The 26,080-nt window shown below is 48.9% G+C and carries 24 protein-coding genes; 18 read left to right on the forward strand and 6 right to left on the reverse strand.

What is annotated here, in order from left to right; translation table 11 throughout:
* Positions 1-35 precede the first annotated feature (35 nt).
* The 10 genes from ACSPJT_RS13085 to truA all read left to right on the forward strand — a co-directional run bounded on the left by ACSPJT_RS13085 (position 36) and on the right by truA (position 13,488).
* Complete coding sequence (locus tag ACSPJT_RS13085; RefSeq protein ID WP_435893004.1) at positions 36-599, forward strand: YdcF family protein; 564 nt, start codon at positions 36-38, stop codon at positions 597-599.
* A gap of 633 nt (positions 600-1,232) precedes the next feature.
* On the forward strand, positions 1,233-2,894 hold the full coding sequence (locus tag ACSPJT_RS13090) for a GMC oxidoreductase (RefSeq protein WP_435893005.1): 1,662 nt from the start codon (positions 1,233-1,235) through the stop codon (positions 2,892-2,894).
* Complete coding sequence (locus ACSPJT_RS13095) at positions 2,887-3,729, forward strand: aldo/keto reductase (RefSeq protein ID WP_435893006.1); 843 nt, start codon at positions 2,887-2,889, stop codon at positions 3,727-3,729. Before ACSPJT_RS13090 ends, ACSPJT_RS13095 begins: the two co-directional genes overlap by 8 nt.
* 38 nt (positions 3,730-3,767) lie before the next feature.
* Complete coding sequence (locus ACSPJT_RS13100) at positions 3,768-4,577, forward strand: glycosyltransferase family 2 protein (protein WP_435893007.1); 810 nt, start codon at positions 3,768-3,770, stop codon at positions 4,575-4,577.
* Between the two features lie 70 nt (positions 4,578-4,647).
* The gene (locus tag ACSPJT_RS13105; RefSeq protein WP_435893008.1) at positions 4,648-5,925 is read left to right on the forward strand and encodes a glycosyltransferase family 4 protein; all 1,278 of its coding nucleotides are present in this window, start codon (positions 4,648-4,650) and stop codon (positions 5,923-5,925) included.
* A gap of 233 nt (positions 5,926-6,158) precedes the next feature.
* A complete protein-coding gene (locus ACSPJT_RS13110; RefSeq protein WP_435893009.1) occupies positions 6,159-7,535 on the forward strand; it encodes a hypothetical protein in 1,377 nt (458 codons plus the stop codon).
* A gap of 44 nt (positions 7,536-7,579) precedes the next feature.
* On the forward strand, positions 7,580-9,268 hold the full coding sequence (xrtU, locus tag ACSPJT_RS13115; protein WP_435893010.1) for an exosortase U: 1,689 nt from the start codon (positions 7,580-7,582) through the stop codon (positions 9,266-9,268).
* Between the two features lie 6 nt (positions 9,269-9,274).
* Positions 9,275-10,966, forward strand: coding sequence for a tetratricopeptide repeat protein (locus ACSPJT_RS13120; protein WP_435893011.1), 1,692 nt, complete (start codon positions 9,275-9,277; stop codon positions 10,964-10,966).
* Between the two features lie 134 nt (positions 10,967-11,100).
* Complete coding sequence (locus ACSPJT_RS13125; protein ID WP_435893012.1) at positions 11,101-12,633, forward strand: sugar transferase; 1,533 nt, start codon at positions 11,101-11,103, stop codon at positions 12,631-12,633.
* Positions 12,634-12,729: 96 nt separating this feature from the next.
* Entirely contained in the window at positions 12,730-13,488 is a 759-nt protein-coding gene (gene truA, locus ACSPJT_RS13130) for a tRNA pseudouridine(38-40) synthase TruA (protein ID WP_435893013.1), read from the forward strand.
* 62 nt (positions 13,489-13,550) lie between these two features.
* On the opposite strand, the gene ACSPJT_RS13135 is transcribed toward truA, so the two are convergent.
* A complete protein-coding gene (locus ACSPJT_RS13135; protein WP_435893014.1) occupies positions 13,551-14,717 on the reverse strand; it encodes a pyridoxal phosphate-dependent aminotransferase in 1,167 nt (388 codons plus the stop codon).
* A 519-nt stretch (positions 14,718-15,236) separates the two neighbouring features.
* Here ACSPJT_RS13135 and ACSPJT_RS13140 point away from each other — a divergent pair.
* Positions 15,237-15,830, forward strand: a complete 594-nt coding sequence (locus ACSPJT_RS13140; RefSeq protein ID WP_435893015.1) for a PEP-CTERM sorting domain-containing protein — start codon at positions 15,237-15,239, stop codon at positions 15,828-15,830.
* Between the two features lie 261 nt (positions 15,831-16,091).
* Positions 16,092-17,081: a hypothetical protein gene (locus ACSPJT_RS13145; protein ID WP_435893016.1), complete on the forward strand. Its 990-nt coding sequence runs from the start codon at positions 16,092-16,094 to the stop codon at positions 17,079-17,081.
* Between the two features lie 33 nt (positions 17,082-17,114).
* Here ACSPJT_RS13145 and ACSPJT_RS13150 read toward each other — a convergent pair whose 3' ends face one another.
* From ACSPJT_RS13150 to ACSPJT_RS13165, 4 genes are read right to left on the reverse strand one after another with little or no spacing between them, the layout of a single operon-like run.
* Positions 17,115-17,960 (reverse strand): 50S ribosomal protein L11 methyltransferase, encoded by an 846-nt coding sequence (locus ACSPJT_RS13150; protein ID WP_435893017.1) that lies wholly within the window; start codon positions 17,958-17,960, stop codon positions 17,115-17,117.
* Between the two features lie 41 nt (positions 17,961-18,001).
* A complete protein-coding gene (locus ACSPJT_RS13155; RefSeq protein WP_435893018.1) occupies positions 18,002-18,868 on the reverse strand; it encodes an ion transporter in 867 nt (288 codons plus the stop codon).
* Between the two features lie 57 nt (positions 18,869-18,925).
* Positions 18,926-19,723, reverse strand: a complete 798-nt coding sequence (locus ACSPJT_RS13160; RefSeq protein WP_435893019.1) for a hypothetical protein — start codon at positions 19,721-19,723, stop codon at positions 18,926-18,928.
* The gene (locus tag ACSPJT_RS13165; protein WP_435893020.1) at positions 19,720-20,037 is read right to left on the reverse strand and encodes a hypothetical protein; all 318 of its coding nucleotides are present in this window, start codon (positions 20,035-20,037) and stop codon (positions 19,720-19,722) included. The genes ACSPJT_RS13160 and ACSPJT_RS13165 overlap by 4 nt, the downstream gene beginning before the upstream one ends.
* Before the next feature lie 287 nt (positions 20,038-20,324).
* Here ACSPJT_RS13165 and rplM point away from each other — a divergent pair, with 287 nt between their 5' ends.
* The 4 genes from rplM (at position 20,325) to ACSPJT_RS13185 (ending at position 22,417) form a co-directional block, all read left to right on the forward strand.
* Entirely contained in the window at positions 20,325-20,756 is a 432-nt protein-coding gene (gene rplM / locus ACSPJT_RS13170) for a 50S ribosomal protein L13 (RefSeq protein ID WP_435893021.1), read from the forward strand.
* A gap of 37 nt (positions 20,757-20,793) precedes the next feature.
* Positions 20,794-21,189, forward strand: a complete 396-nt coding sequence (rpsI, locus tag ACSPJT_RS13175; protein ID WP_435893022.1) for a 30S ribosomal protein S9 — start codon at positions 20,794-20,796, stop codon at positions 21,187-21,189.
* A gap of 36 nt (positions 21,190-21,225) precedes the next feature.
* A complete protein-coding gene (locus tag ACSPJT_RS13180; protein ID WP_435893023.1) occupies positions 21,226-21,381 on the forward strand; it encodes a small basic protein in 156 nt (51 codons plus the stop codon).
* 112 nt (positions 21,382-21,493) lie between these two features.
* A complete protein-coding gene (locus ACSPJT_RS13185) occupies positions 21,494-22,417 on the forward strand; it encodes a pseudouridine synthase (RefSeq protein WP_435893024.1) in 924 nt (307 codons plus the stop codon).
* A gap of 59 nt (positions 22,418-22,476) precedes the next feature.
* Here the strand turns inward: ACSPJT_RS13185 and ACSPJT_RS13190 are convergent, their stop codons facing one another.
* Positions 22,477-22,992 carry a metal-dependent hydrolase gene (locus ACSPJT_RS13190; RefSeq protein ID WP_435893025.1) on the reverse strand — a complete coding sequence of 172 codons (516 nt, stop codon included), beginning with the start codon at positions 22,990-22,992 and terminating at the stop codon, positions 22,477-22,479.
* A 113-nt stretch (positions 22,993-23,105) separates the two neighbouring features.
* Here ACSPJT_RS13190 and acs point away from each other — a divergent pair, with 113 nt between their 5' ends.
* Positions 23,106-25,097, forward strand: coding sequence for an acetate--CoA ligase (gene acs / locus ACSPJT_RS13195; protein WP_435893026.1), 1,992 nt, complete (start codon positions 23,106-23,108; stop codon positions 25,095-25,097).
* A gap of 46 nt (positions 25,098-25,143) precedes the next feature.
* Positions 25,144-26,037: a hypothetical protein gene (locus ACSPJT_RS13200; protein ID WP_435893027.1), complete on the forward strand. Its 894-nt coding sequence runs from the start codon at positions 25,144-25,146 to the stop codon at positions 26,035-26,037.
* Positions 26,038-26,080 lie beyond the last annotated feature (43 nt).

Genomic DNA, 26,080 nt, shown 5'->3' on the forward strand with positions numbered 1-26,080 from the left:
GAAATGTTCCTGTCTGATTCACGAGCAGATTTCTGATGAAGTTGCTATCTAAAAAATGGATTAAAGGAGGACTGCTCACCGGGTTCTTGTTTACTTGCTTAGCTGGCTGGTGGATCGGATGGGGTGGGTGGCCTGATCCTGAAGCTGAAGAATTTCCTTGGACTCCTGACGTGATTCTTGTCCTGGGTGGTGGCAACGAGGAACGACCAAGGGAGGCCATCCGGTTACACAAAATTTATCCAGACGTCCCTTTGTTAGTCACTGGTGACGGCGGAATGATTTACGATGCTTTATTGGCTGGGGGCGTCGATGAGTCAGACATCATTCATGAAACGAAGGCAACCTCGACGATTGAAAATGCCGAGTTAACTGCGACCACACTGACCAAGCTTCGAGCACAGAGAGTTGTCTTGGTGACTAATTGGTTTCATGGCCCACGCTCTATGGCGGTGTTTGATCGTTATCAGCCTGATCGAGAATTCGTGCTGTCTTTTGAGCCCAAGCCCGATCAATTCAGTAACTGGCATCGCTATGCCACGCGACGGGAGCGCTTAGCCGCATTGCTCTATGTGGTGAGATACGGAATCTGGTCTTTTTAAATAGGTCGGTTTAGCTCACTTTATGTAAATGGCAATTTTTGGTCAACACGACGCAAGTCATCCGGATGCCTTGATGCGTCCGATGCAAAGCTCTCGCAGTAAATTGCGTCGAGCCATTTGGCTGTTTACGTGGGCTGTGTTGTGTCGCCTCACACCTAATCCGATGCATCGCTGGCGCTGTTTTGTGTTGCGTATGTTCGGTGCTAAATTGGGTCAAAACAATTTTATCTATCCCTCAGCGAGAATCTGGGCGCCCTGGCTTCTGGAAACGGGAAATGTGGCGACCATTGCTTCCCGCGTTTATGTCTACAACGTTGGGGGGGTGACGATTGGGCATCATGCGATTGTTTCCGAGGGTGCATTCATCTGCGGTGCTACTCACGATTATCAAAGTGCCGATTTCCCCCTGCGCAGTTACCCTGTAGAGATTGGCGCACATGTGTGGATCTGTGCTCAGGCTATCGTTTTACCGGGAGTGACTTGCGGGGAAGGTGCTGTGTTAGGTGCTGGCGCGGTGTGCTCTAAAGATTTGGAGCCGTGGACGGTATATGCCGGGAATCCTGCTCAGCGTCGGAGCTCGCGGAATGTGATTCCTGATTTGGTCTCGTAGATGGATTTGAAATCCAGCGTGTTATGATTTCCAACAAGCCTTCTCCATCCGATCGTATCTTCGACCTCTGCATTGTTGGCAGTGGCCCGGCTGGTATGATTGTGGCTCTTGAGTATTGCAGAAATCACCCTGATTCCAGCGTGTTGCTTGCTGAATATGGAGCAGAAAACGGCACTGGGAAAAATGAGCTCGATGACAGTATCAACAACCGAAATCCGCGCAATCACCACGACCCCTACGAGTGTACTAACAAGGGGTTAGGCGGAACATCTCTTACATGGGGAGGGCGCTGTGTGATGTTCGATCCGGTGGACTTTGCCGATCGGCCAGTGATTCATGGTGAATGCACTTGGGATCTCGATTTATTGGACGAGGTTAGCTCGTATACCAAAAAGTCAGCTGAATATTTTGAATGCGGAACGGGGCCGTTCAATTTGAACGAAATGCCTGGCTGGAAAGACCGACGCATAGCCGATGGCTTTGTTGAAGGTGATGTGCTCGACAGTCGGCTAGAGCGGTGGAGTATGCCGACTCGCTTTGCTGCACGCTATCAAGAGGAAATCGCTACTGCGCCGAACCTGACACTTTGGTGTGGTGTCGAAGCCCGTGAATTCAGTTCTCCTGAGAGCGACGGCACAATTCGTTCACTAGATTTTCGAACGATTGATGGCGGCGAAATGATTCGGGTGAAAGCCAAGGCGTTTGTTTTGGCTGCAGGGGCTCAAGAGAGCACCCGCATTCTACTGCGGAATGCCCAAGTCTTCGACGGAGTAGGAGGAACGCCGTCTTCTCTTGGTAAATTCTACCAAGGCCATGTTTCTGGAAAAATAGCATCGATAGCTTTCAGGGGAGATCCCAAGCAAACAGATTATCACTTCCACCAAGATGAGGAGGGAAACTACTTCCGGAGGCGGTTCCAGTTTTCAGAGGACGTGCAGCGTCGAGAGGGTATTTTGAACACGGCGATATGGCTGGATAACCCCTTGTACCATGATCCAAGTCACCGCAGTGGTGCAATGTCGATGATGTATTTGGCGATGATAACGCCATTCCTAGGCAAACGCTTGGCTCCTCCAGCCATCGCAAATTCGATCACCAAGGGGAAAGTCAACAAGCTCTGGCACCATATCGTCAACGTGATCCGCGGCATGCCAGGATCGCTGATATCTCCGGCTACGGTTTTCTTCCGGCGCTATTGTATCAAAAGAAAGCTGCCCGGGATTTGTCTACACAGTAAGTCTAACCGATATGCTTTGCACTTTCATGCGGAACAAATTCCGTTTTCTGGAAATAGAATAACTCTTGCTGATGACGGAGAGACTCTCAATATCGAATATGAGTATACGGATCAAGATATCGCATCGGTGATCAAGGCTCATGAGCTCCTCGATGCTTGGTTGAAGCAATGTGACTGTGGGAAGCTGGAATATTGGTTTCCTCAAGAAGATTTGGCCGATGAAATCCGAGCCATGTCGCGCGATGGCATCCACCAAAGCGGAACAACGCGCATTGGTAAAAGTCCGGAACATAGCGTACTGGACCGCGATCTTAAAGTATGGGGCACAAACAATCTCTATGTCTGCAGTAGCTCGGCATTTCCCACATCCGGTCAGGCGAACCCGACATTTTTGTTAGGAGCCTTTGCAGCTCGTTTAGCTCAACACATTCACCAGCGTCATGCGTAAAGTCACATTAAGCCCAGGTGTTGAGTCTTCCGTATTAGGTTTCGGCTGCGCTCCGATCCTGGGTGCGGTAGGTGGCAAGGATGCTGACCAGGCTCTACGCTGTGCGTTGGACAATGGGATTACTCATTTTGATGTCGCGAGATCCTACGGTTATGGTGAGGCAGAGAAGTTCTTAGGAAAATTTTTCAGAGAGCAACGCGAACAGGTAGTGATTGCCAGTAAATTTGGTATTCGAGCTACTTGGAAGGCGGGCTTGCTTAGGCCACTGAAACCGCTTGCGAGAGCCATGGGGCGGGGTAAAAAATCAGGCTGCGCACCTGTGCAAGAAGAGGCTATTGAAAAGGTCAAGCCCCGTCGCGATCCATTCCATGAACGAGTGGCCATTACTCCGGAAAATATGCAAACAAGTCTGGAACGGAGCCTCCGTGCTCTGAAGACCGATTACCTCGATTTGCTTTTTATCCATGAACCAACCGGGGCGATAGAAAATGTCGAAGCGATGGTAGCTGCTGCGGACCGTCTAAAAGCAGAGGGGAAAATACGTGGTTTCGGACTAGCCTTTGATTGGGCGACTCACGAAATATTTTTGCCCGACTTCGAACGGTTTGATGTGCTTCAATTTAACAACTCCCCGTCGGCCGGGCATTATGATTTAGCCCATCAATTGCGTCAGGATAAAACTAATGTGTTCTTTTCACCGTTGAAAAACAGGGGCGAGCTAACACCGAGTCAGACCTTGAGTAAGCTGTGGTCAGATTTTCCGAACAGTGTGGTGCTCTGCTCGATGTTTAATCCTGAACATATTAAAGCGAATGTTCAGTCTGCTAGAGTTTAGGTGCAGTCATTCGCTGAATCATCATTCCATACACCGAGATGTTCTCCATTCTTATTCTCACCAAAGACGAGGAAATCAATATTCAAGATTGCCTTGATTCGGTGTCTTGGTGCGATGATGTCGTTGTATTGGATTCTTTCAGCGGAGATGCCACTTGCGATATCGCAAAGCAGAACGGAGCGAGAATTTACGAGCGTAAGTTCGATGATTTCGGAGCGCAGCGAAACTACGCACTGGACGAAATTAATTTTAAGCATCCCTGGGTGTTTCATTTGGATGCTGATGAGCGTTTTAATGAAGAGCTTCGTTCCGATTGCGAAAAAGTCATCAAGGAAAACAAACACAGCGCTTATTTTGTCCCCAACAGAATTATCTTTTTGGGCAAGTGGATTAAACATTGCACTCAGTATCCCTATCCCCAAGTCAGGTTGCTGAAACTGGGAGAAGTTAGGTTTGCGAAATCCGGACACGGTCAGAGAGAAGACCAAGCGAAACGCGGAGTTGGTTACATCGATACACCCTATGATCATTACAACTTTTCCAAGGGCATTTGTGACTGGATTGATAAACACAATCGATACTCGTCAGAAGAGTCGCTAGCCGTGATGGGCGAAGTCTCGATGAGCCAATGTTTCTCGTCAGACCCGATAAGTCGTAAACGAGCATTGAAAGCATGTTTTAGCCGGATGCCCTGTAGGCCCTGGCTAAAGTTTATCCATTTATATTTCATCAGACTCGGCTTTCTCGATGGTTACCCTGGATGGGTCTATTGCCGATTACAGATGATGTATGAAACCATGATTTCTATCAAGAGGGTTGAGAATCGGATGAATTCTACCGAACATTAGAGGATGTTGAATGGGCAATCTAAAGCAGTATTGATCTTACAAATGTCTATTCTCTAACATGCACGCTTCGATGCACCTAGTTATCATCAACCAATATTATCCTCCGGATGTTGCTCCAACTGGAATGATGTTGGAATCCGTGGTGGATCAACTCATCGAAATGGGGCATGAGGTTTCTGTTGTTTGTTCAGCAAGTGAGGGCTACTCAGGCAATATTAAGAACTTAGGGAACTCGGATGCGGTCGCTTCTCAACTAAATAACGTAGACTTGGGGAGATTGGATTTGATCCGAGTTAATTCAACTTCATTCGGCCGTAGGGCTTTTGTGGGCAAGCTGGTTGATTATTTGACGTTCTATATAGGCGTTGCTTGGAAAGTGGTGAACATGAAACGTCGGCCTGACAGAGTGATAGCTCTCACGACGCCGCCTTTCTTATCTGTCATCGCACGAGCCGTTTCCAAACTACGGGGTGGGGATCATGGTCACTGGGTGATGGATCTGTATCCTGATGTGATGGCAGCCCATGGTTTGCTGTCTCCGAATTCTGTTTCCTACAGAATCTTAAAGGCGATTGCTTGTTGGGGCTTCGGTGGTGATCGATGTTCGTGTGTATTGACCTTAGGGCCAGACATGGCGAGTCGTGTGCAACCGTACTTGCCAGAAAGAGTTCCAGTGAAATGGGTACCATTGTGGAATAGTGGCTTGGGTCATTCCCCGTCAAATGATGAAATCATGAGTTTGCGTGAAAGCAGGGGCTGGGAGAGCAACGAACATGTGGTTATGTATTCGGGTAATATGGGTCTGGGGCACTCTTTTGATGAAATATTACAGGTAGCAACTTCAGATTGTGTGCAGCTTGATTCGAATTCTCCTCCCCGTGATTATAGTTCGTCGGTCGTCAGGTTTGCTTTTTTTGGTGATGGCAAGCGTCGGGGGGAAATAGCCCAAAGAATTGAGAAAAATCCCGACTGCTTAGTGGAGCTGTATCCATATGTGAATTCTGAACTATTGGACACCCATCTCGCCACTGCCGATGTTCATGTTGTCTCGCTGCGACCCGATTGGGATGGAACGATGCTGCCTTCCAAGTTACAGGGAATTTTCGCCGCAGGCAGACCTGTCATTCTTATTGGTTCTGAAGAAAGTTCCATCGGACGTTGGGTTCTAGAAAGCGGAGGGGGGTGGGTGGTTCCTCCTGGCGACGTTCAAGCGCTGGCAATTGCTGTGGAGCAATCCAGAATACCGGCGGAGAACGAGCAAAGAGGAAAGTTCGCCAGAGAATTTTCAGAAAAGCGTTTCAACCGAGCCGAAAATTCACACTGTTGTGCTGCGGTTCTTAGTAGTTAGAAAAGTTAAAAAATCACAACAGTCTAAGCAATGTCGATGTCGTTGTGTCCTAAATTAGCAATTGATATTTGATCTTAGATATTTAGAATAAACTTGTGGCGCGAAAAAAGAAAAGCAAACGAAGTATCCGAAAGAACTTCAAGCGACACTGGAGTCGAAGAAAGCACGTCTATCTAGGCGTGTTTTTAGTTTTGTGCGTCATAGTCGCGGTGCCGTGGGCTGCCATGATCTTGATGGATAAAGATGAAGAGTATATCGAAGACGTAGCAGCCTCATCGGGTACGTATGAAATGCAGTATAAAAAGGCTTTAACTACCCTGAAAGAGGGTGATTCGGCTCTAGGACGCGTGGCGATGTATCGATTGGCAAGGCTGGGGGATAAACCGGAAAATCCACTCGGCTTTGGCAAAGCTCACCTATGGGTGGCGCAAGAGAAGCTCGCGAATTTTGATGCCAATTTTATTTGGTCGTTTCCTGTCGAATCCGAGGGTGGGGAAGCTGCGGAGATACCTCCGTTGGACCAATCTGAAGAAGTCATCACTGCACAACGCCACTTGCAGCATGCGATCGGTTTGAATCCCGAAATAGAGTCTGCATATATTTTGCTCGCTGCCAGCTATACTGCACAGGGTAAGCGGAACCAAGCTGTGGACGTTCTGCTGTCGGCAGTTACCAGCGAAGTCGCGCCTCACCCAGAACTCCACGTTCCATTGGCAAACGTGTTGGCGATGCCAGGCGAGAACCTGGCGCTAGAGGAGCGAGCATGGCATTTATTTTCTACCTATGGACAATCAAGATCCTCGGATGTCGCCGACAAGGTAAGCTATGTGTTAAGCGCCCTGATTCTGAAAAAGGACGAGAATGCCGAAGCTACACTTCGCAGGCTCGAGGCTCAGTTTCCGACAGCTAAAAAGGTTGCGAAAAGAGGTGAGGATGAAACTGGATACGAACAAGCAAAGGCTTTAAGAATGGCCTACCACTATCATCGCGCTATTCGTCAGTATAAAGAAATAAAGGACCGGTCTTCAGAGGGCTTTCAACCCGTGATATCTGAGCTGCAAAAGGTGTTGGATGCTAAACCGGGCAACAAGGCTGCTATTCAAGCACTATCATCGATGGCGGCTCGTGTTCCTACACTTCGTGAACGAGTTCAAGGAATCGTGCAGAAGAGCCTGACTGAAGTGGAATCGACCAACGTCGAGACAAAGGCGGATACCTCATTAGCCCTCGCGCTATCTCTTGACCGTAATGACCCGGCTCGCAGTACATATCTGGAGCGAGCGATCAGTGAGGACAGTAAGAATGGAGAAGCCATGCTGGTTTTGGCTGAAGATCTGGTAGCGAAATCATCCCCCGAGGTTAGGAAAATTGAAAAGTTAGTTGAGAACGCAATGAAGCATGTCTCACAAGACAAGCGGGCGAGGTGTTTGAAGCTGTTAGGATTCGCCGATGTTAGAAATAAGAAGTGGAAAGAAGCTATCGTCCATCTGGAACAGGCAATGGGGGGGATCGACGATAAAAGAGAGATACACCAGTGGCTAGCCGAGGCTTATGAAGCCCTCGGGCAAATAGAAATTGCTGCTTTACATCGGGCAAAGTTAACCCAGTGAGCCCATTCTGGGTTTGGTTTCAGAGAAATTTTCAAGTGGATTCAATGTCGAATAAAGATAAATCAAAACTCAATACGTGCACCTGGGTGTTACTGATTGCTACACTGTGCATGTATTTGCCGATGCTGATTGATTATTTCGGCGTGCTGCAGTGGAAAATTTATTATCGGTTCTATCCGTTAGTAATTTTTGCTGTTGGGATAATCCTCTACCAACGCTGGAAGCAAGCACCTCCAGCAGAAAGATTTTCTCCAAGGTGGCCAATGTGGTTTTTGGGTGTAGGAGCTATTCCGGTAACTCTAATAGCGTTGTTATATTTTATACCTTGGTTGTCCGCACTAGCGTTTTTAATGTTGCTTGGAGCAGGATTCCTATATCTCGCATCTTGCCGTAAAATAGAAAATTTGATGGGGATTTTTCTGCTTCTCTTTCTACTTTTGAGGCCGCCTTATCAGCTGATTGTTAGGATGATGGTCTGGATGGAGAACTTGAGTGCTCAATGGGCATCGGCTATTCTCGATTACCGCAATGTGACTCATTCTTTGCAAGGAAATATTCTGGCTTTGCCTCAACACGATTTCCCGATCGATACGATATGCAGCGGCCTGGTTTCGGTATTGAGTATGGTAGCCACTGCAGCTGTAATTTGCGTGATTAAAAACAGAAAGCTGATGACTTGTCTGATGACGTTTGTGCTGGCTGTTGTCTCCACGTGGCTATTAAATGTTTGCCGTATATTGATGGCAGTGTCGATCTTCAGAAAACACGAAATCGATGTGTTATCGGGGGGGTATTTAGTAGGTTTTGTCATAGTTTCCGCAGTATTCTCGTTGCTGTTAGTGCTTAGCGCGGACGCATTGTCAGCATTCCTGTTGTCTGGTATTGATCGGGATGCGAATGATTTGAGCGGGGCCAGAAGACCGAGGGGTATGCTCGCGAAGCTCTGGAATGCAGTCAGCAATTTTTCGTTGTTTAGCCTGCTTGGGCGATTTTCTGTAGCATCAAAACCCTCTCGTCCAGGTCGAGGAGTGATCATTACGCTCATTATTGTTTTGGTCGGCCTCTCGGGTATGGAGGCTGTTATTTATTTTTATCGGATGAAGACCGACAGGAGGCAGTTCATGTATGGTGAAGATGACTTGTCTAAAATTAGCCGACAGACGATCAAGTTTGATCGTCCAGGATGGGAGGTAATTTCGGCCTATGATGAGAAACGTGAATTTGCGAGTATCTGGGGTGCCCTTTCGAATACTTGGAGACTTAAATATAATGGAATTAACGTCATCATGTCGCTAGATTACCCCTTTGATAACTGGCATGATGTAAAGTCTTGCTACAATAATATCGGATGGACGATAAATGCCGAAAAAACTCTGAGGGATGGTGCCTTTTCGAACTGGGGTGCATCAGAGACATACTTGACGGTTCCAAATGGAGACGCAGGTTTCGTAATTTGCAGTCATTCAGACCATGTTGGTGACGTTGTTCAGCCTAAACCTGCAACACACAGATTGGGTATGTTGCGCTATCGTTTACACCCAGATCAATGGTCGGCACCGTTTGGTAAATCCATGGACAGAAACAAGCGTACATTCTATCAGACACAATGCATGGTTTCTACTCCGTTGCCCTTGGACGAAGCAACCCAAGAGGAAATAAGGTTAATGTATGCACAATTCAGAGAGCAAGCACGACGTGCCATTGCTCGTCAGAGCCTGCAACAATTGAATTAAGAGGAAATGAATAATCCATACAAAAATTCTCGATTGCGCAGGCTTAAACGTAAATCAAAGCTGCGCTATTGCATCGCTTTGTTAGTGGGGTTGCCAAAGTTCATCGTTTGGCTGATATCACTCCTTATCCCGCGTCGAGCAACTGCCAAACTGATGAAATGGCTCAGTGTTTTGTTGATGCCATTCAAACGATTTGTTGAATTCCCCCGCCTCTGGTTGTCGACGAGACCCTGGAAGTTACTTCTTTGGGCTCTGCCCCTTATCGCTACTTTTGCGTGGGTGTTATCGAACACATTTCTCGCAAATAATCAGACCGATGATCAAAAATTCGGGGATTATCGAAAAAGTCTGTTGAGCGCTGCGGGCACGGGAGATTATGAGAAAGCCGAGTTCATGTCAGGAAAACTGTTCATGAGCAAAGCTTTCGGTCGGGATGCTCAGCTTCTCTTTGCCGCAATGATTGCAGCTAATGAGAACGGGAATATGCCGAGACGTAATGTCTTGCTCGACCGTTTGACGAAAGAGCTAAGCTACGCACCTGCTCATGTGTGGTATGCCCGTTGGTTGCTGAGCACGGGGGGAGGCAGTAATGAGAGCTTCTCCCAGGCGATAGGGCACATGAATGCGGCCGTTAAATCCAGCGAGCGACCTGATGACGTCAGAGTTCAGCTAGCTAGCATGTACTCTCAGTCCGGACGACAGCAAAAGGCCATCGAGATTCTCAAGGAAATCTCAGATCCAGATCCACCGGTATTGCTCATGTTGTCAAAAACCTATTTGATGGTTGATGATAAGGACTCTGCCGCGGATGTAGCCGTCAAATTGAAAAATCAATTGCTGCTAGATGATCCTGAGCATAAGCGCTTCATTCCGGAACGTATCGAATTATATTCGATCTTGATCGATTTGCCAGGTGCATATGACGGTGTTGAGGAGAGCTTGGGTAAGTTGGCCGAATCGTTGGAGAGGAGAGTCGCCTTGAATCCCAAAGATGAAAAGTTACAGGGGCAACTGGCGATGACGAATCTGGTCATGGCAAATGCGCTGCTCGATAAGTATGATTCGAACCAAAGACACAAGGCACTGCGGTATCTTGAAAAAGCGATGTCAAATGATCAAGTCGCCTATGCTGTCAGTCGGGTGATTCATTCCCTGACTGAGTTGAGTGCTAGTGGTAGCTTATCCGATGTTAAAATTAGAGCAGCTTTGGCAGACGGTGAGGGCGTAAGTGTGGCACACCTACTGCTGGGGTTATCGGCGTGGGAGAAAAATCTAGCCAATGAAGCGAAGCTTCATTTCGATCTGGCCTTTTCACTGGAACCGGCGTCACTGATGATTGCTGAGTACTGCGCATTGATATCCGCAGGAAGCGCATCAGCCGAGAATGCTGGAGCTTTTAGATTTTCCATCCAGAATGAGCCAATATGGAATCGGTCATTGCGTCTGCTCGACCTGTTACAAGAAATCGATGAGTCGAGTATGGAGCGTAATTTGCATGTGAGATGCCTCATTCTAGCGGATCAACAACAGTGGTCGACTATTCTGGATCTTTTGGAGCCTCGACTAGATTCTGCAACTGAGAAGTATCGGCCGATTTTCTTACGATTACTAGCCAACGCCGCATACCAAGCAGGTAATACAAAATTGGCTGAAAGGTATAGGAACCTCTTAAAAGAAGAGCTTGAGCAACAGAAATGATGATTGCAACACCTTGGCATGCTGATGATTTGCGGCATATAATAACAATCAAATTGACCAATTTGCATTCCTGTGCATAGCATGCGCTCGGCGTATTTCACATCTCCCCTACTAACCGTAGCTTTTACCCCCTCATGAATGCTAAGGAACTCAACCTCTCACCGACAAAAAGTCAGTTGATGCTAGATCGACTGACGGCCAAAAAGGATGATGGTTCCACTGGATCTATCTTCACCTCAGATTGTGAAGAATTTCAGGGAGTCATTCATTGGAAGCGTGCATTCATTCGCCATGTATATCCGGTAATCCTGCTTTTTACGGACATTTTGCTTATCGTGGCTTTGTTCGCCATTTGGGTGTCACTGAGATATGATGTTGATATTTTGCAGGCGATGAGCAGAAGAATCCTGCTCGTTCTTACGCTTGCTAATGTGATCGGTATAGCTCTCGTAGGAGGATACTCTTACCAGACAAATACGGGAACATTCCGTTTTATCAGTGAACATCTTATTGTGTCCTTTGGGATATTTGTTGGTGTCTTTTTTATTATCTATTCATTTGTAGCATATGGCTATAGGATGAATTCAGGCCGGAGTATCATTATATTCACGTTGGTGGCTTTCACATGTCTTTCTATAGCTTATCGCTTTTGTTTGGCTCGCCTGAAACACTCTCTGCAAAAGGGAAATGCTCTTTGTATTATTGGTTCGGGTTCCACCACTGCGGACTTATACCAGCGGCTTACCGATAAAAAATCGACCCACGCAGTGTTTGCGATCGACCCAGCTGGAGACAGTATAGGAAAACATGTCATCGATGGGGACTCGGAATCCCCCGTCTTCGAGTCGCTCGACGATTTATCTTTGAACTCATCACTCCATGGGCGTTACGTAGAAAATTACGTGATTGCCTGTCCCATGGAAAGTCTGCCGCCGACCTTCGTCAAGCGATTGGCAGTAGCTCAGTTCAATGGCAACAACGTCTGCTCGTATGAGGCGTATCTACGAGAAAAGATGATGATCATCCCTCCCAGTGAAATTTCCATGGGCTGGGCCTTGGAGCGCGGATTTTTGCTCACCAAAAACGTTACCTACGGTCGAGTAAAACGACTCGCCGATATCCTATTCGGTTTGTCGGGCTTGGTGTTATTCTCTCCTGTGTTTCTCGTGGTAGCGATCCTCGTGAAATTAACGAGTAAAGGGCCAGTTATCTTCAAGCAGCCGCGAGTTGGTCAAAAAGAGGTTCATTTCACGCTGTATAAATTCCGCAGCATGAAAGTTGGGTCCGAAAATGGCTCAATGTATACTTCTGCTAATGACAATCGCATCACAGTGATTGGCAAATTTTTACGTAAAACGAGACTGGATGAAATTCCTCAGTTTTGGAATGTACTGAAGGGGGATCTGAGTTTGATCGGGCCACGGGCAGAATGGACAGAGCTTGTGCAGGGGTATGAGCAAAAATTCCCGTACTATCACTTCCGGCATGCAGTGAAACCGGGAATCACAGGATGGGCGCAGGTCAATTATTCCTACGGACAAAACGATAAGGATACCTTGGAGAAACTCTACTATGATCTGTATTATGTCAGGAATCATTCCGTGATATTAGACGCGATCATCTTGGTTAAGACCGTGTATATCGTCATTTTTGGCAGAGGTCAGTAGGCGTTCACTGCTGACTGCAATTACTATTTCAACAAGCAACCGTTCACCAATCATGGTGGGGTTGCTTTTTTTGTGTCTAGTCCTTAAGCTTTCTGGGTGCGATTGAAACTAACAATAGCCTACGATGGTCGCCCTTTTGAGGGGTGGGCTACTCAGCCGGGAGGGAATACTGTTCAGGATCATATTCAATCGGCATTATTCGAGGTTGCGAAGAAACAGATACGCATTCAAGGCTCGGGCCGAACCGATACGGGCGTTCATGCGCTGGGGCAAATCGCTCACTTTGATGCCCCAGACGGACTTAGTATGAATCCTTACAATTGGGTGCCAGCATTGAATACCAAGCTGCCGGCCACGATTCGGATTATGGATTGTTCACAAGTAGCTGAGGATTTTCATGCTCGCTTTTCAGCTGTCGCAAAAACCTATACTTACGATCTTTGCTTAGCACCAGTGTTACCTCCTCTCCAAGCCGGCCTAGCTTGGCATTTACCCAGACAGTTGGATCCGGCTTCCTTGCAGCAGGCATTGGATATTCTCAAAGGTCAACATTGCTTCCGAGCATTTTCCGCTAAGCGTGGTAATGAGACCGACGATACTTCATACTCACGCACACTCTCTCAATGCGATCTTCAGACGACCGGAGCTGGCTACCGCATTACTTACACAGGAAATGGTTTCCTTTATAAAATGGCCAGGCTTCTGACAGGCTCCGTCGTTTATGCAGCGCAGGGCCGACTGCGACTCGACGATTTACAGTTATTGTTAGATCAGGATCCAGACTTGCCACATGGAAGGTCGCCTTTTTGTGCTCCTGCTGATGGTTTGGTGTTAGATCATGTGACCTACCCATAAAAAACGCGGCACACCGATGAGGCATGCCGCGTGGAAGTAAATTAGTTTCAGGTGCTTCCGCCTTAGTGAGCCTTGCAAAATTCTTCGAAGCGGCTCAGCCCTTCATTGAGCACATCGAGTGTAGTGCAGTAGCTGATGCGGATGCTGTTGTCGTTGCCGAAAGCGATGCCAGGCACGGCGGCTACGCGGTAACGAGTGAGCAGCTTGTCGCAAAGGTTGACGGAAGTCAGGCCGAGGTCGGTGGTATCTACCAAGCAGTAGAAGGCTCCTTTTGGCTCGACCACTTTGATGTTGTTGATGGCACTGAGGCGACCGTGCACGAATTGACGGCGGACATCATACTCAGCATTGAGGTCCTTGATGAAATCAGCTCCGCCAGAGAGGGCGGCGAGTGCTCCATACTGGGCAAAAGTGGTTGCGTTCGATGTGGTGTGTCCTTGGATTTTGGACATTGCTTCTGCGAGCGGCTTAGGTGCTGCGGCGTAACCAATACGCCAACCGGTCATTGAGTAAGCCTTAGAGAAACCGTTGATAGTAATGGTTAGGTCGTAGAGGTCCTTACCGAGTGAGGCGATGCTGGTGTGTTTAGTCTCACCATAAACGAGATGCTCATAGATTTCATCGGAGAGGATGATGATGTCTTCGTAGAGGGCGACGTCACCCAGAGCTCTGAGTTCATCAGCGGAATAGACTGAACCAGTTGGATTCCCAGGTGTGTTGAGGATGATCATCTTGGTGCGCCCTGTCATGTTTTCCTCGAACTGCTCAGGAGTGATTTTCCAATCGTTCTCCGCAGTAGTCTCCACGATGACCGGTTCGCCACCTGCTAGACGGACCATTTCAGGATAGCTTACCCAGTAAGGAGCAGGGATGATGACTTCGTCACCTTCTTCAATGACCGCAAGGATGGCATTATAGCAAGACTGCTTGGCACCGCTGTTGACTACCACTTGGCGGGGATCGTAATCGATACCGTTATCGGTCTTGAGTTTGTTGGCAATGGCCTCACGCAACTCGGGGATGCCGGCAGCGGGGGTATACTTGGTCTTGCCTTCGCCAAGCGCCTCGATGGCAGCTTGTTTGATGAAGTCCGGAGTGTCTTGGTCGGGCTCGCCGCCTGCCAGTCCGTAGACTTCTTCGCCACGAGCCTTCATGGCCTTGGCCTGGTTCGTAACGGAAAGAGTGAGAGAAGGGGCGACCTTATCAACGCGTGATGAGATGGAATCCATGGGTTAAAAATGATTGGTTGCATGCGTCCCGAATCGGGGCGATGGCGGTTTCCATGAGCACCCTCCTCCGGAGCGGTGAGGATTTGTTAACCTATGAATCAGCCGATGCAAGTTTATTGCCGTGCATGGTGAGAAAATTATTCTACTGGGAGATACTGACTCAGCTACAAATACGAAATTGTAAAAACCTTAAGAGGGCTTAGTGATTAACGAGTTCTAAATCAGTGCCTTTGAATACACTTTGGGAACTGGATCTACGAAGATCTGTAGTGAGCTAACTGCTTATTTTGTGGGTTTTGTAGGCGATTATGAGGGAGGTTTGCGCTCCAAGTCTTTTAAGGGATCCTACGTGAATTATGGCGGAAGGCTAAAATAAATAGGAAATCATCAAAAAATAGTTGACCAATCCCTAGCAGTTAGATTTAATGTGACCAGATTCAGGTGAGCGCACCGCACACAGTGTTTGCCAGTATTCTCAGTTAATTTAAAACCCTCAACAAAACAACGATTACAACAACGATGAAAAATTTAATTAAATCCAAACTGCCTGCAATCGCAGTGGGCGTGTGCATGCTGCCTGCATTGGCTGGAGCGGCTGTAACCGTTACTTTCAGGCAAAATCCAAATGGAACTGTTACAGGAATATTATCAGGAACTCTGAGCTTGCCTACTGGGACGCAAGTGACTGCCGGAGCTCCTCCCTCGGATCAATTTGCTGGCGATAGTAGTAATTTATCCTTCGTTAGTAGTGCCAGTAACTACCAAATTGGTCTAAGTTACGGCAGTATTACTGCGTCAGAATTAGACATTGCTCCTGATGCGTTCACCGGTCCAGAAACATTTGGATTTAACGGCAGTAATTTGAGCATGGGGTTAGCACCTGTGCCGGGAGGTAGTGTAACTCCTGTGGGCACATTTGTGTGGAGTGCGGCTGACTTATTTACCGTGTTTGGAGAAAGTAAGCTTGATTTGGGCATATGGATGAATCCTCAGGTTGCTTGGACAGCTACCAGTGGTGATACGATCAGTTTCGTAGCTGTTCCTGAGCCATCATCATCCTTGATGGTCACACTTGGTGCTGGCTTGCTGATGCTCAGACGCAGACGTAGCTAGTGCATTAATTAATGCCCTTATAATTTATTTATCCGCCGTGGTTCTTAGTAACTACGGCGGATATTTTTTTGATCGAAAGCGCAGAACATTATTCATACAATTAAGAATCTGGATATAAGATCTGAATGCCGATTCAAGGTTCTCGGGTCATGCATTCCTATCACGTTATGTAATTATATACCCCGTTGAAACTGTCGAGATCTATATCGGATCGAAGATTGTGAATCTTTATATCCCCCCTGAAACAAGTACCCGAATATGTTGGCAGACAATGAAAAGGCAGCACTGAATGTGGAGAGCAGGCATGGAGATCTTGGAACTCCTAATGCGCCAAAACGTCGACGCAGGCGAAGATCACGAAAACCGGAACCTAAAAAGTCTGTCGCCCCATTGGTGCTTGGGGGAGGTGTGATTATGTTATTGGTTTGCTCTCTCGCCTTTTACAAATTCTACCTCAAGGAACGACTGTTCTCTGCCGGTAAACAGGGTAAGGTCAGCGCGACACAGCCATTGCAAGTTCAAGAAACTCCAGCATACGTAATTAATTTCGTTCAGGCTCCAGCTCAGGATGAATCTCGGAAAGTTGCCGAGCTGTTTACGAATGCTGTAGAAAGTGACAAGCGACTTAAGTGGGCTAGGAATCCAGATTTGGTAAAACCTAGATTGCATGAATACGCAGTTCAGGCTGTGAATGCAGTACCAGATAGGTTGGTCGCAGTGGGGTCGGCTAAGAACTCTGAGTTCGGTTTCCAATGTTTTATGGCTTACTTTACGACTGGATCGCCGAGACCAATCTGTGTGGTCGCTACCGAAGATGGGCCGAAAGTGGATTGGGACTGTTATGCTCGATACGGCACAGCTTCTTGGGAGTTGTTGTTGAATAACTCGGTGAAAAGTGCAGAGATGCGAGTTTTGGCTGTAGCCTCAGACTACTATAATTACGAGTTTAGAGATGAGTCAAAGTGGCAATGTTATCGGATCATGAGCCCTGATCTTGATGAGGAGATTTACGGCTACGTCGCTAGAGACAGTGCTGCTGCAGGCGTGCTCAGCAAAATCACTATCTGGAATAAATCTTCACCGATGCGGGTCATATTAAAGCTAACAAGCGGTCCAGATAGCCTCAAACGACGTCAGCTTAGAATTAAAAATGCGATAGCTATAGGATGGGTTAAGGGTGATCTCTCCGCTGAGACTACCGATTCATCGCCAACGGTGCACGAGTTTGAAAAAGAGTTGAAAACCCCTTGATGAATTTTGTCATAGATGGGGCTTGGCGAATTTTCAGAGTTTCACCCCACGTGCTGTGATCCATTTGCCTTTCCTCACAACTCGGTTGAAGCTTAGTCCGTATTTCTCAGCGACCAATCTAGTTTCATCCCACTGGTCGTGAAGAATGCCCGAGACCACTAGGTCGGCGTCATTTTCCATGGCTTTGACGATGGTGGGAAAAGCTTGTTGCAAGATGGTGGAAAACATATTGGCGACGACTACTGGCCATTGCTTTTCAGGTTTCCATTTAAGCACGTCGGTTTCTGTCATCTTGACTTTGTTCACGCCGTTGCGCTCGACGTTGCGTTTGGCGACTTTGACGGCCTGAGGGTCGAAGTCCATACCGTGGCAGTTTTTTGCCCCTAGCATTCTAGCGGCGATTGCGATGACTCCACTCCCGCAGCCGAGGTCCAGCATCGCCCAATCTGAGTTAGCAGCATTTCGCTCCTTGGCGATATCGACCATGAACCTCAGGCAGGTAGAGGTGGTGGCATGATCGCCGGTGCCGAATGCCATGTCGGCGGGTATTTGGATGATGTGTCTACCGGGGAATTCCTCCTCTAAAATGGACCGAGCATCATCATCTCGCGCTCCAGAGATGATAACCGAATTGCGTATGCGGATGGGGGGGCGTTCAGGTTCGGTGATGGCTGCCCAGTTCTGGTGCACAAGTTTACGAACACTGCCGCCGAACTGCTTTTTGATGGTCTCCGCCTCCTCCTTAGTCTGAGTGTATACCTCCACCCTTACGGTCTTCTGGGTTTTGAGCTTGGAAATAACGGCGTTAGGATTTCCATAAAACCGATCCTCCCACGCGTCCATCCATTTGGCACCAGACAGCTTTGACCATACCCACATGGGCCTAACTAATCATAAATCGGAGCCTTTAGTAACAAAAATCAACCCGTCAGGTGTTCGCCGCACTTTCGGCAGTAATTGGCATCATTGAGGTGGCCATGGACGCCGCATCCTGGACAGGCGTCTGTGGTCTCATCTGGTCGTAGCGCTTCACGCACCATGTCACTGGCTACGATGCCGGTGGGGACCGCGATGATCGCATAACCAGCTAGTACCATGAATGCGGTAATCACTCTGCCAAGAGTTGTTTGCGCCGCAAGATCCCCGTAACCAACAGTTGTGATGGAAACAATCGCATAGTAGATGCTGACTGGAATACTGGTGAAGTCCGTGCCTTCAACGTGTGATTCGACGATATAAATTAGGGTGCCGGCCAACATGGCAAAAATCAGCATCGCAAAGAAAAAGACCGTGATCTTGGCTCTGGATGCCGCCAACCCACGCAAAATGGTGTTAGCGCCACGCACGTGACCTACCATTTTTAGCACTCGGAACATTCTGAGTAAACGCAGCAGGCGGATGACAATAAAATGACTGCCCCCAGTGAAAAGCAGCGCCAAGTAGCTAGGGAGACAGGACAGGAGGTCGACTATGCCGTAAAAGCTGAAAATGTAGTTCTTAGGCCGTTTCACCAGCCAGATTCGTAGCAGGTATTCTAGCGTGAAGACTATCGTGCAGCCCCATTCAACGATCAAGAGTGCATTATGATACTTGGAGCTGACGCTATCGACACTCTCAAGCATCACCGCCAGCACGCTGATGCCGATCACCCACAGCAGTGCGATATCGAAGAATTTGCCTGAGGGGGTTTCAGCTTCGAATATGATCTCCCATAGCCGTTGCTTGTACGGCGATTCGGTGGGTTCGGGAGCAAACTCTTCGTTCTCCGGATGGTCGGGTAACTGCACGCTTCACAGCATGTCGGGCTCGATGGCGGATGTCAAATCCAAGCCTCACCACGAATGTTAGCGTCTACCGTTGATGAGAGGCAGAAGAAAGGCGAGGTAGAGAAAGATGGAAACCAGGTCGAGTTTGAAAATTTGAATGATCTGAGTGAGAGCCAGATGAAAGACGATGCCAAAGAGCGCGACGATCCATTTTCGCTTCATGAACCAAAAACCAAGAGCTATAAAATACTCGCTCAGGGTGCTTGCGATAGCGGGGATGATCACGGGGATGGACAACCCAAAAATGACTAGGAAACCGGATGTGAGGTCGACTTTGAAATTCGTCAGAACGGCAGACATCGCCATGAGGGCATCACCACTCAGATACTCAGGTGAGCTTTTTTTTAAAGCATTCACGCCGTAGAGCAGAGTCAATTGTAGCTGGATTAGCCGAATAGGCCAACAAGGGCTAACGGAGAGGGGAGCTGAGGGGGAGTTGTATTTCCAAGGAGACCGGATCGCATCGCTTTTCAAAAAAGAAAAGGCAAGGATGGTAAAGAGTAGGACTTGTCGGCTTTGAGCGCCTTCATTGAGATAACCAAGCGGTAGGAGGGTAATGAAGAGTAATGTGGCTATCGCGCGCGTTTTCCATCCCCAGATAAGAAGGATGCTCAGGCACGTAATGAAAGCCCAGTAAGGAAACTCGAGTAAAAAATCCCAAGGTCCATGGCGTAGCCAGTCTGGAGCTCTCGTGGTAAATAAGAGTCCATCCGACCAGAAGAACCAAGGGATGATGAGGCCCAGTGCTATACGAAACCACGCCAATGCCCGTGCGTTTACCGGGGCGAACAGGAATTCCTGGAGGGTAGTCTTCATCTGCTTACCTCCTCTGCAGAATGGTTGGTGATGATCTTCCTCTCTTGGTCGTATCGGAGAGAATCTTTGGAATAGCGGAGGGTCCACTCAAGCTTTCCTCCGTGGGGTGTGAGATGGTTAGCTTCTTCGCTTTGGGAAAATCGCTGGATTTTCTCAAGAATGACCTTTTTACGGTGGACCCCTCTCAGTTCGTCAGGGAGTTCTAGAAGTTCTGCTGTTCCATCAGTGGTGATGGCCCTCAATGTCACTTTGTAAGGTGTGGCGGTATGGTAGACCTCTAATTGTGGTAGTCCACGCACTAGAAAGATCAACATGAGGGTGAAAACCACCACGTCTCTTGGTAATGATCCCAAAAGTGGCACTGGAGGAGACGTAGAATTCATAGAATCAGGAACATACAACATCTAGTCAGACTCTGAGGTCAATTCATAAGGGGGGACTTAAAATTTTAAAAACTCCCCTAGATTTGCGTTGACATGTCATAGTCTCCTTCCTAGTTTGCGCGCCCCTCGACATGAGGTGGGTGGGCGAACCGTGAAGGCAAGCGTACCCTGGGAAGCCGACTGTAACAGGTCATTTTTACTAGAAACAACCAAGAACAATGAAAACATTTTCTGCAAAAGCACAGGACGTAGAGCGCAAGTGGTACGTCATCGACGCTGAGAACCAAATTCTCGGCAAGGTCGCCGTCAAGGCTGCCAACATCCTCCGGGGCAAAAACAAAACTATTTACACTCCTCACGTCGATACTGGTGACTTCGTCATCATCATCAATGCGGATAAAGTTGTTCTTAGTGGCACTAAGGAAACCGACAAGATTTACACTCGTTACACAGGTTATGTCGGTAACCAGAAAATCGAGACACCTCGCAAAGTCCGCGAGCGTCGTCCAGAACTCCTTCTTGAGCGTGCTGTTCGCGGCATGGTCCCCCACAACAAACTGGGTGATGCCATCTACAAGAAACTCAAAGTCGTCAACGGCCCTGACCACAAGCACGAGGCACAACAGCCTGAAGCAGTCGAGATCGCCTAATTCACCAGCCCTAATCACTTTTTAACTCAATATTCTCATGAGCGAAGCCACAACATACTGCGCCACAGGTCGCCGCAAGACATCCGTCGCACGCGTCTGGGTCACCGCCGGAACCGGCGAGATCACCATTAACAACAAGTCTTTCGAAGATTACGTTCCTACACTGACTCTTCAGAACGCAGTGCTTGAACCATTCCAAAACGCCAACTTGTTAAACAAGTTTGACGTCAAAGTCGTTGCCAAAGGCGGCGGCATTTCCGGCCAAGTCGGAGCGATCCGTCTCGGCATCTCCCGCGCACTTTGCGAGCACGACGATGAACTTCGTCCAGCCCTCAAGGAAGCCGGCCTGATGCGTCGTGATCCCCGCCAGAAAGAGCGTAAGAAATACGGTCAGCCTGGTGCACGTAAGAAGTTCCAGTTCTCCAAGCGTTAATCACAGCCATCATCCAACCACAACCTATCAAGAATTATGTCTAAACACGCATCACTCAAGATTTCCGGTGGAGCCGGCGGCAAGCGTTCGGTCCTCAAGCGTTTCGAGCGCATCAAGCTTCTCAAGGAGCGCGGCCAGTGGAAAAAAGGCAAAAGCCCAATCGGCCTGCCTAAGACCAAGCCTGAGGCGTAAGCCACTGGTGAATCCATCTTTTCAAACCCGCCCTTGGAATTCATTTCCGGGCGGGTTTTTTTGATGGATCACTTTCCCTCGTCTTATTTAGAATCCCATTTCCACTATTATCATGTCCGCACAATCTCAAGGCATCCGACTCAATAAATACCTCGCCTCATGCGGCGTCGGTTCGCGTCGTTCATGCGATGCTCTCATCCAAGAGGGCGAGGTCTATATCAACAACTCACGTGAGATCAATCCAGCCACGCGCGTCGATCCTGATGATGTTGTCCGTGTGGGACGCAAAATCGTGACACCGAAGTCCACCGAGGTCATTTTGTTCAATAAACCTCGTGGACTGGTCAGTTCTGCCAGCGATGAGCTTGGTCGGGAGACCATCTACGCCGCATTGCCACCGCACCTGCACCATTTGAAAAACGTCGGCCGTCTCGATAAGGATTCGGAAGGTATGTTGGTGCTAACGAACGATGGCGACTTGGCTCTCAAGCTGACCCACCCTAGCCAGAAGGTGGAGAAGGAATACCTGGTCACCGTGAATCAGGCATTCGACAATGAAATCATCGAAAAGCTAATCAAGGGTGTGCATACCCCTGAAGGGCGAGCAGCAGCAAAGTCGATCAAACGTATTTCCCCACGCAGGCTCCGCATCGTACTTGAAACGGGTCTCAAACGCCAGATCCGCATCATGTTCGAGGCGGTCCATATCAAGGTTACCAAGCTCGTGCGTATCCGTATCGGTATGCTCACCGGAGGAGGGCTGGAAATAGGCCAATGGAGATCACTCGATGAAGAGGAAGTTCGAGCGCTCCAACAGAACCCCAAACAAAGATCGAGCAAAGCTTCAGACGCGAGTGATGAACCGTCTTCTGATAGACCTCCTGCGAGAAAGTCCAGCCCTCGCGGAGCACAAGGCTTGAAACGCCGTACACCCTACAAAAGTAAGGGCGAAAAAAGTTTCAAAAACACCAAACGTACGCCGAAAAAAACAGGCCGTGGTGTTGGTCAGAAAAAGAAGCCACGCGGCCGGAGGTAGTTTCTGATGAAACTGTCAGCTGCGGTCCAGAGCTGGTGTCAGAAAACCACTCAGTGCAGTTAATCATGACTGTGCACGCTCGTGCTTTTCATCCTACTGCGAACGAGTAAAACCAGTGCCGCAAGGCAGATGAGGACCTCAGCTAGAAAGGTCCAGTGAAGAACAAAGTTCCAAACCCACCACGATCGAGTCGCGGGGATCTCCAGCATGTAATAGAGCTTGCTGGAAAATGGATGGAGCCAAGCCACGCCGCCCACGAGGGAATCTAGCAAAAGATGCAACAGGAGTCCCGCGGCCAAGGCTGTATTCGCTAGAAATAGGCGTTTGTTTTTTGTTGCGAGTGCAAAAGCGCTGACGACCAACCAAATGGCAGCCCAGAACGATGGAAAGTGGGTCCAGTAAAGATGGTGATGAGTCTGTCTGTTATCGATCAGATAGAAATAAAACATATCGATATCCGGAAGAATGCTGCCAATCAGAATCGACCAGAACACCAGCTTCTTGTTCACGTCACGGCATCTTCTCTGACTAAGTTTGGCACACAGGTAGCCAGCAGGTAGATGAGCGATAAACATGGTTCGTAATACTGTGGCGAGAGGTCTTTTTGTTCAGGATTGAAACGAGTTGGAAAAAAATTGCTATCCCAGAAAAGCAGGGTTGTCCTCTGATAATCGGCTGGTTAGTTTTCATGAATCAAATTCAATCCCCGTTTATCATCCAGACAGCCATGAGTAAAAACATCGAAAGCCATCTCAGCGAAGACCGCGAGTTCAAACCCTCAAAAGAATTTTCCAAACAAGCACGAGTATCCAGCATGGCGCAGTATAAGCGCATGCACAAAGAGTCTGTGGAAAGACCGGATCTCTTTTGGGCACGCGAAGCGAAGGAACTTCAGTGGGATAAAAAATGGGGCAAGGTGCTCGATTGGAAAGCTCCCTACGCCAAGTGGTTTGTCGGAGGTAAAACTAACGTCTGCGTCAACTGCGTGGACCGCCATGTCGACGAAGGACGCGGCAACAAAGCCGCCATTATCTGGGAAGGTGAACCCGGCGACAAACGCACCCTCACCTACAAGCAACTCCAGCGCGAAGTTTGTCGCTTTGCCAATGTGTTAGAGGCTAACGGTGTGAAGTCCAAGGACCGTGTGCTCATCTACATGCCGATGGTCGTCGAGGCTTCCGTCGCTATGCTCGCATGCGCCCGCATCGGTGCGGTTCATTCAATCGTTTTCGGCGGCTTCTCCGCGGAATCCATCAAAGACCGCTTGGACGATTCAGAAGCAACTGTCGTTGTTACAGCCGACGGCGGCTGGCGTCGCGGCGGTGTGGTTGATCTCAAGGCCAATGTCGATGAGGCGTTGAAAAAGGACAAGGTCGTCAAGAAAGTCATCGTACTCAAGCGCACCGAGAACAAGGTGAAAATGACCAAAGACCGCGACGTCTGGTGGCATGACGAAGCTGCGAAGGTGTCCGCCACTCACAAGGCCAAGTCCTTCGATAGCGAGCACCCGCTCTTCATTCTCTACACCTCCGGCTCCACCGGAAAACCCAAAGGCATCCTGCACACCACTGGCGGCTACATGGTGAACACCTACGCCACCTGCAAATACATCTTCGATATGAAAGAAGATGACGTCTACTGGTGCACCGCAGACGTCGGCTGGATCACCGGTCATTCTTACATCACCTATGGGCCGATGCTTAACGGCGTCACCCAAGTCATGTATGAGGGCGCGCCGAACTATCCGGATTTCTCCCGCTTCTGGCAGATTGTCGAGGAATACAGCGTTACCATTTTCTACACCGCCCCCACCGCTATCCGCGCCTTCATCAAGGCCGGCGACGAGCTGGTGGACAAACACGATTTATCGTCACTCCGCCTGTTAGGAACGGTAGGCGAGCCGATTAACCCGGAGGCATGGATGTGGTATTATAACAAAATCGGCGGCGGCAGATGTCCGATCGTTGACACCTGGTGGCAGACCGAAACCGGTGCCATCATGATTTCTCCGATGCCCGGCTGCACCCCGATCAAGCCCGGCACCGCCACCCAGCCCTTCTTCGGAATCGATGCCGCCATCCTTGATGAAGAAGGAAATGAGTGCAAAGCCAACGAGGGTGGCCGCTTGGTGATCCGCAAGCCATGGCCCGGCATGCTGCGTACGATTTACAAAGATAAAAAACGTTACCGCGACACCTACTGGAGCGATTACCCAGGCATGTACACCGCTGGTGACGGCGCCCGCCGCGATCGCAAAGGCAACTTCTGGATCGTCGGCCGACTCGATGACGTACTCAACGTCTCAGGCCACCGTCTTGGCACCGCAGAGGTGGAAAGCGCCCTCGTTGCTCACAAAACTGTGGCCGAAGCCGCTGTGGTTGGTCGTCCGCACGATATCAAAGGTCAGGCCGTCTGTGCCTTTGTCACTCTCAAAGGTGGTATCGAAGGCACTGATGAGCTTCTCAAGGAAGTCCGCAACCATGTCGGAAAAGTCATTGGCGCTATCGCGAAACCAGACGATGTTTATTTCACTCCGGCCTTGCCGAAGACCCGATCTGGAAAGATTATGCGTCGTCTGCTGAAGGAACTTGTCGCCACTGGCGAAATCACCGGCAACACCACCACTCTCGAAGACATCGGGGTGGTCAAAAATCTACAAAAACTGGTGAAGAAGAAATAGCGCGTCGTTTTTCTTCACGATCACCGTGTCGAATAAACAGCCTCTCATGAACAGCTCCCGTTATCTCCTCGCCCGTATCGCTCTGGCTTTCGGCATTCGTCGGAAAAACAAGCGACTGGCGGAGGCCGCGGATGAACTGCACTTGCTCCGTCAGGCGGAGGAAATCCTGGGCGAAGACGTCTGGGAGCAGACCGAGGCGGTGGAAGATATCAGCGTGGAGTACTGGAGCTTGAGAAAGCTACAGATGCAGGTCAAAAAACTCGAGGAGTCCATCGGCGAGGCTGATTCAGTGCTGGATGCTTCCCACGAGGAGCGAAATACGATCCTCAATCATACCACTGAGGTCTGTCAGACCTTGGAGGCGCAGCGTGATGAGTTAGTTGGGGAATCAGAGGTTCTCATCGCGAAGCGTGATGAGATCGTCGGCAGGGCTCAACTGGTGAAACGGAAATTTGAAGCGTCGAAGACGAAAATTTCGGTCCTGTCAGATCAAGATGAAGCCGACCTTAGCGATGATCACAAGGAGGTGATTGCCGAAGAGAAAAGCAAGCTGACAGAGTACAAGTCTACTTTTTCCAAGTTGAAAAAGGAGCGCGAGGCGATTGGCGAAGAGATTGCGGCTCTCGATGAAAAAATCTCAGCCATGGAGAATGAGCTGGAGGAGGACCGCAAACGTCTGCGTGAGGAAGCCTCGTCGGCCTATCAAAACATCGGCAAGGCAAACCGTGACAAATCCAAGCTGCGTGCCGAGGTGAGTGTGATCGAGGCTCAGATGAAAAACCATTTTTCGGAAATTGGTAGGTATGTCAGCACCCACGCCGGAACCGAACCTACCTGCACCAAAATTTGCAAAGAGCATTCCCATCTGATCGCTCAAATGCAAAGTCTGCGAAGCTCCATCGCGCTGAATCATAAGCTGGCGGCCATGGGGGACGCTTAGCGTAATTCTGAAAAAAGGAGTGTCGTTTCTGTTAATCCGTGGT

Source organism: Oceaniferula spumae, from assembly GCF_042849255.1.
In the GTDB taxonomy this organism is placed as follows: domain Bacteria; phylum Verrucomicrobiota; class Verrucomicrobiia; order Verrucomicrobiales; family Akkermansiaceae; genus Oceaniferula; species Oceaniferula spumae.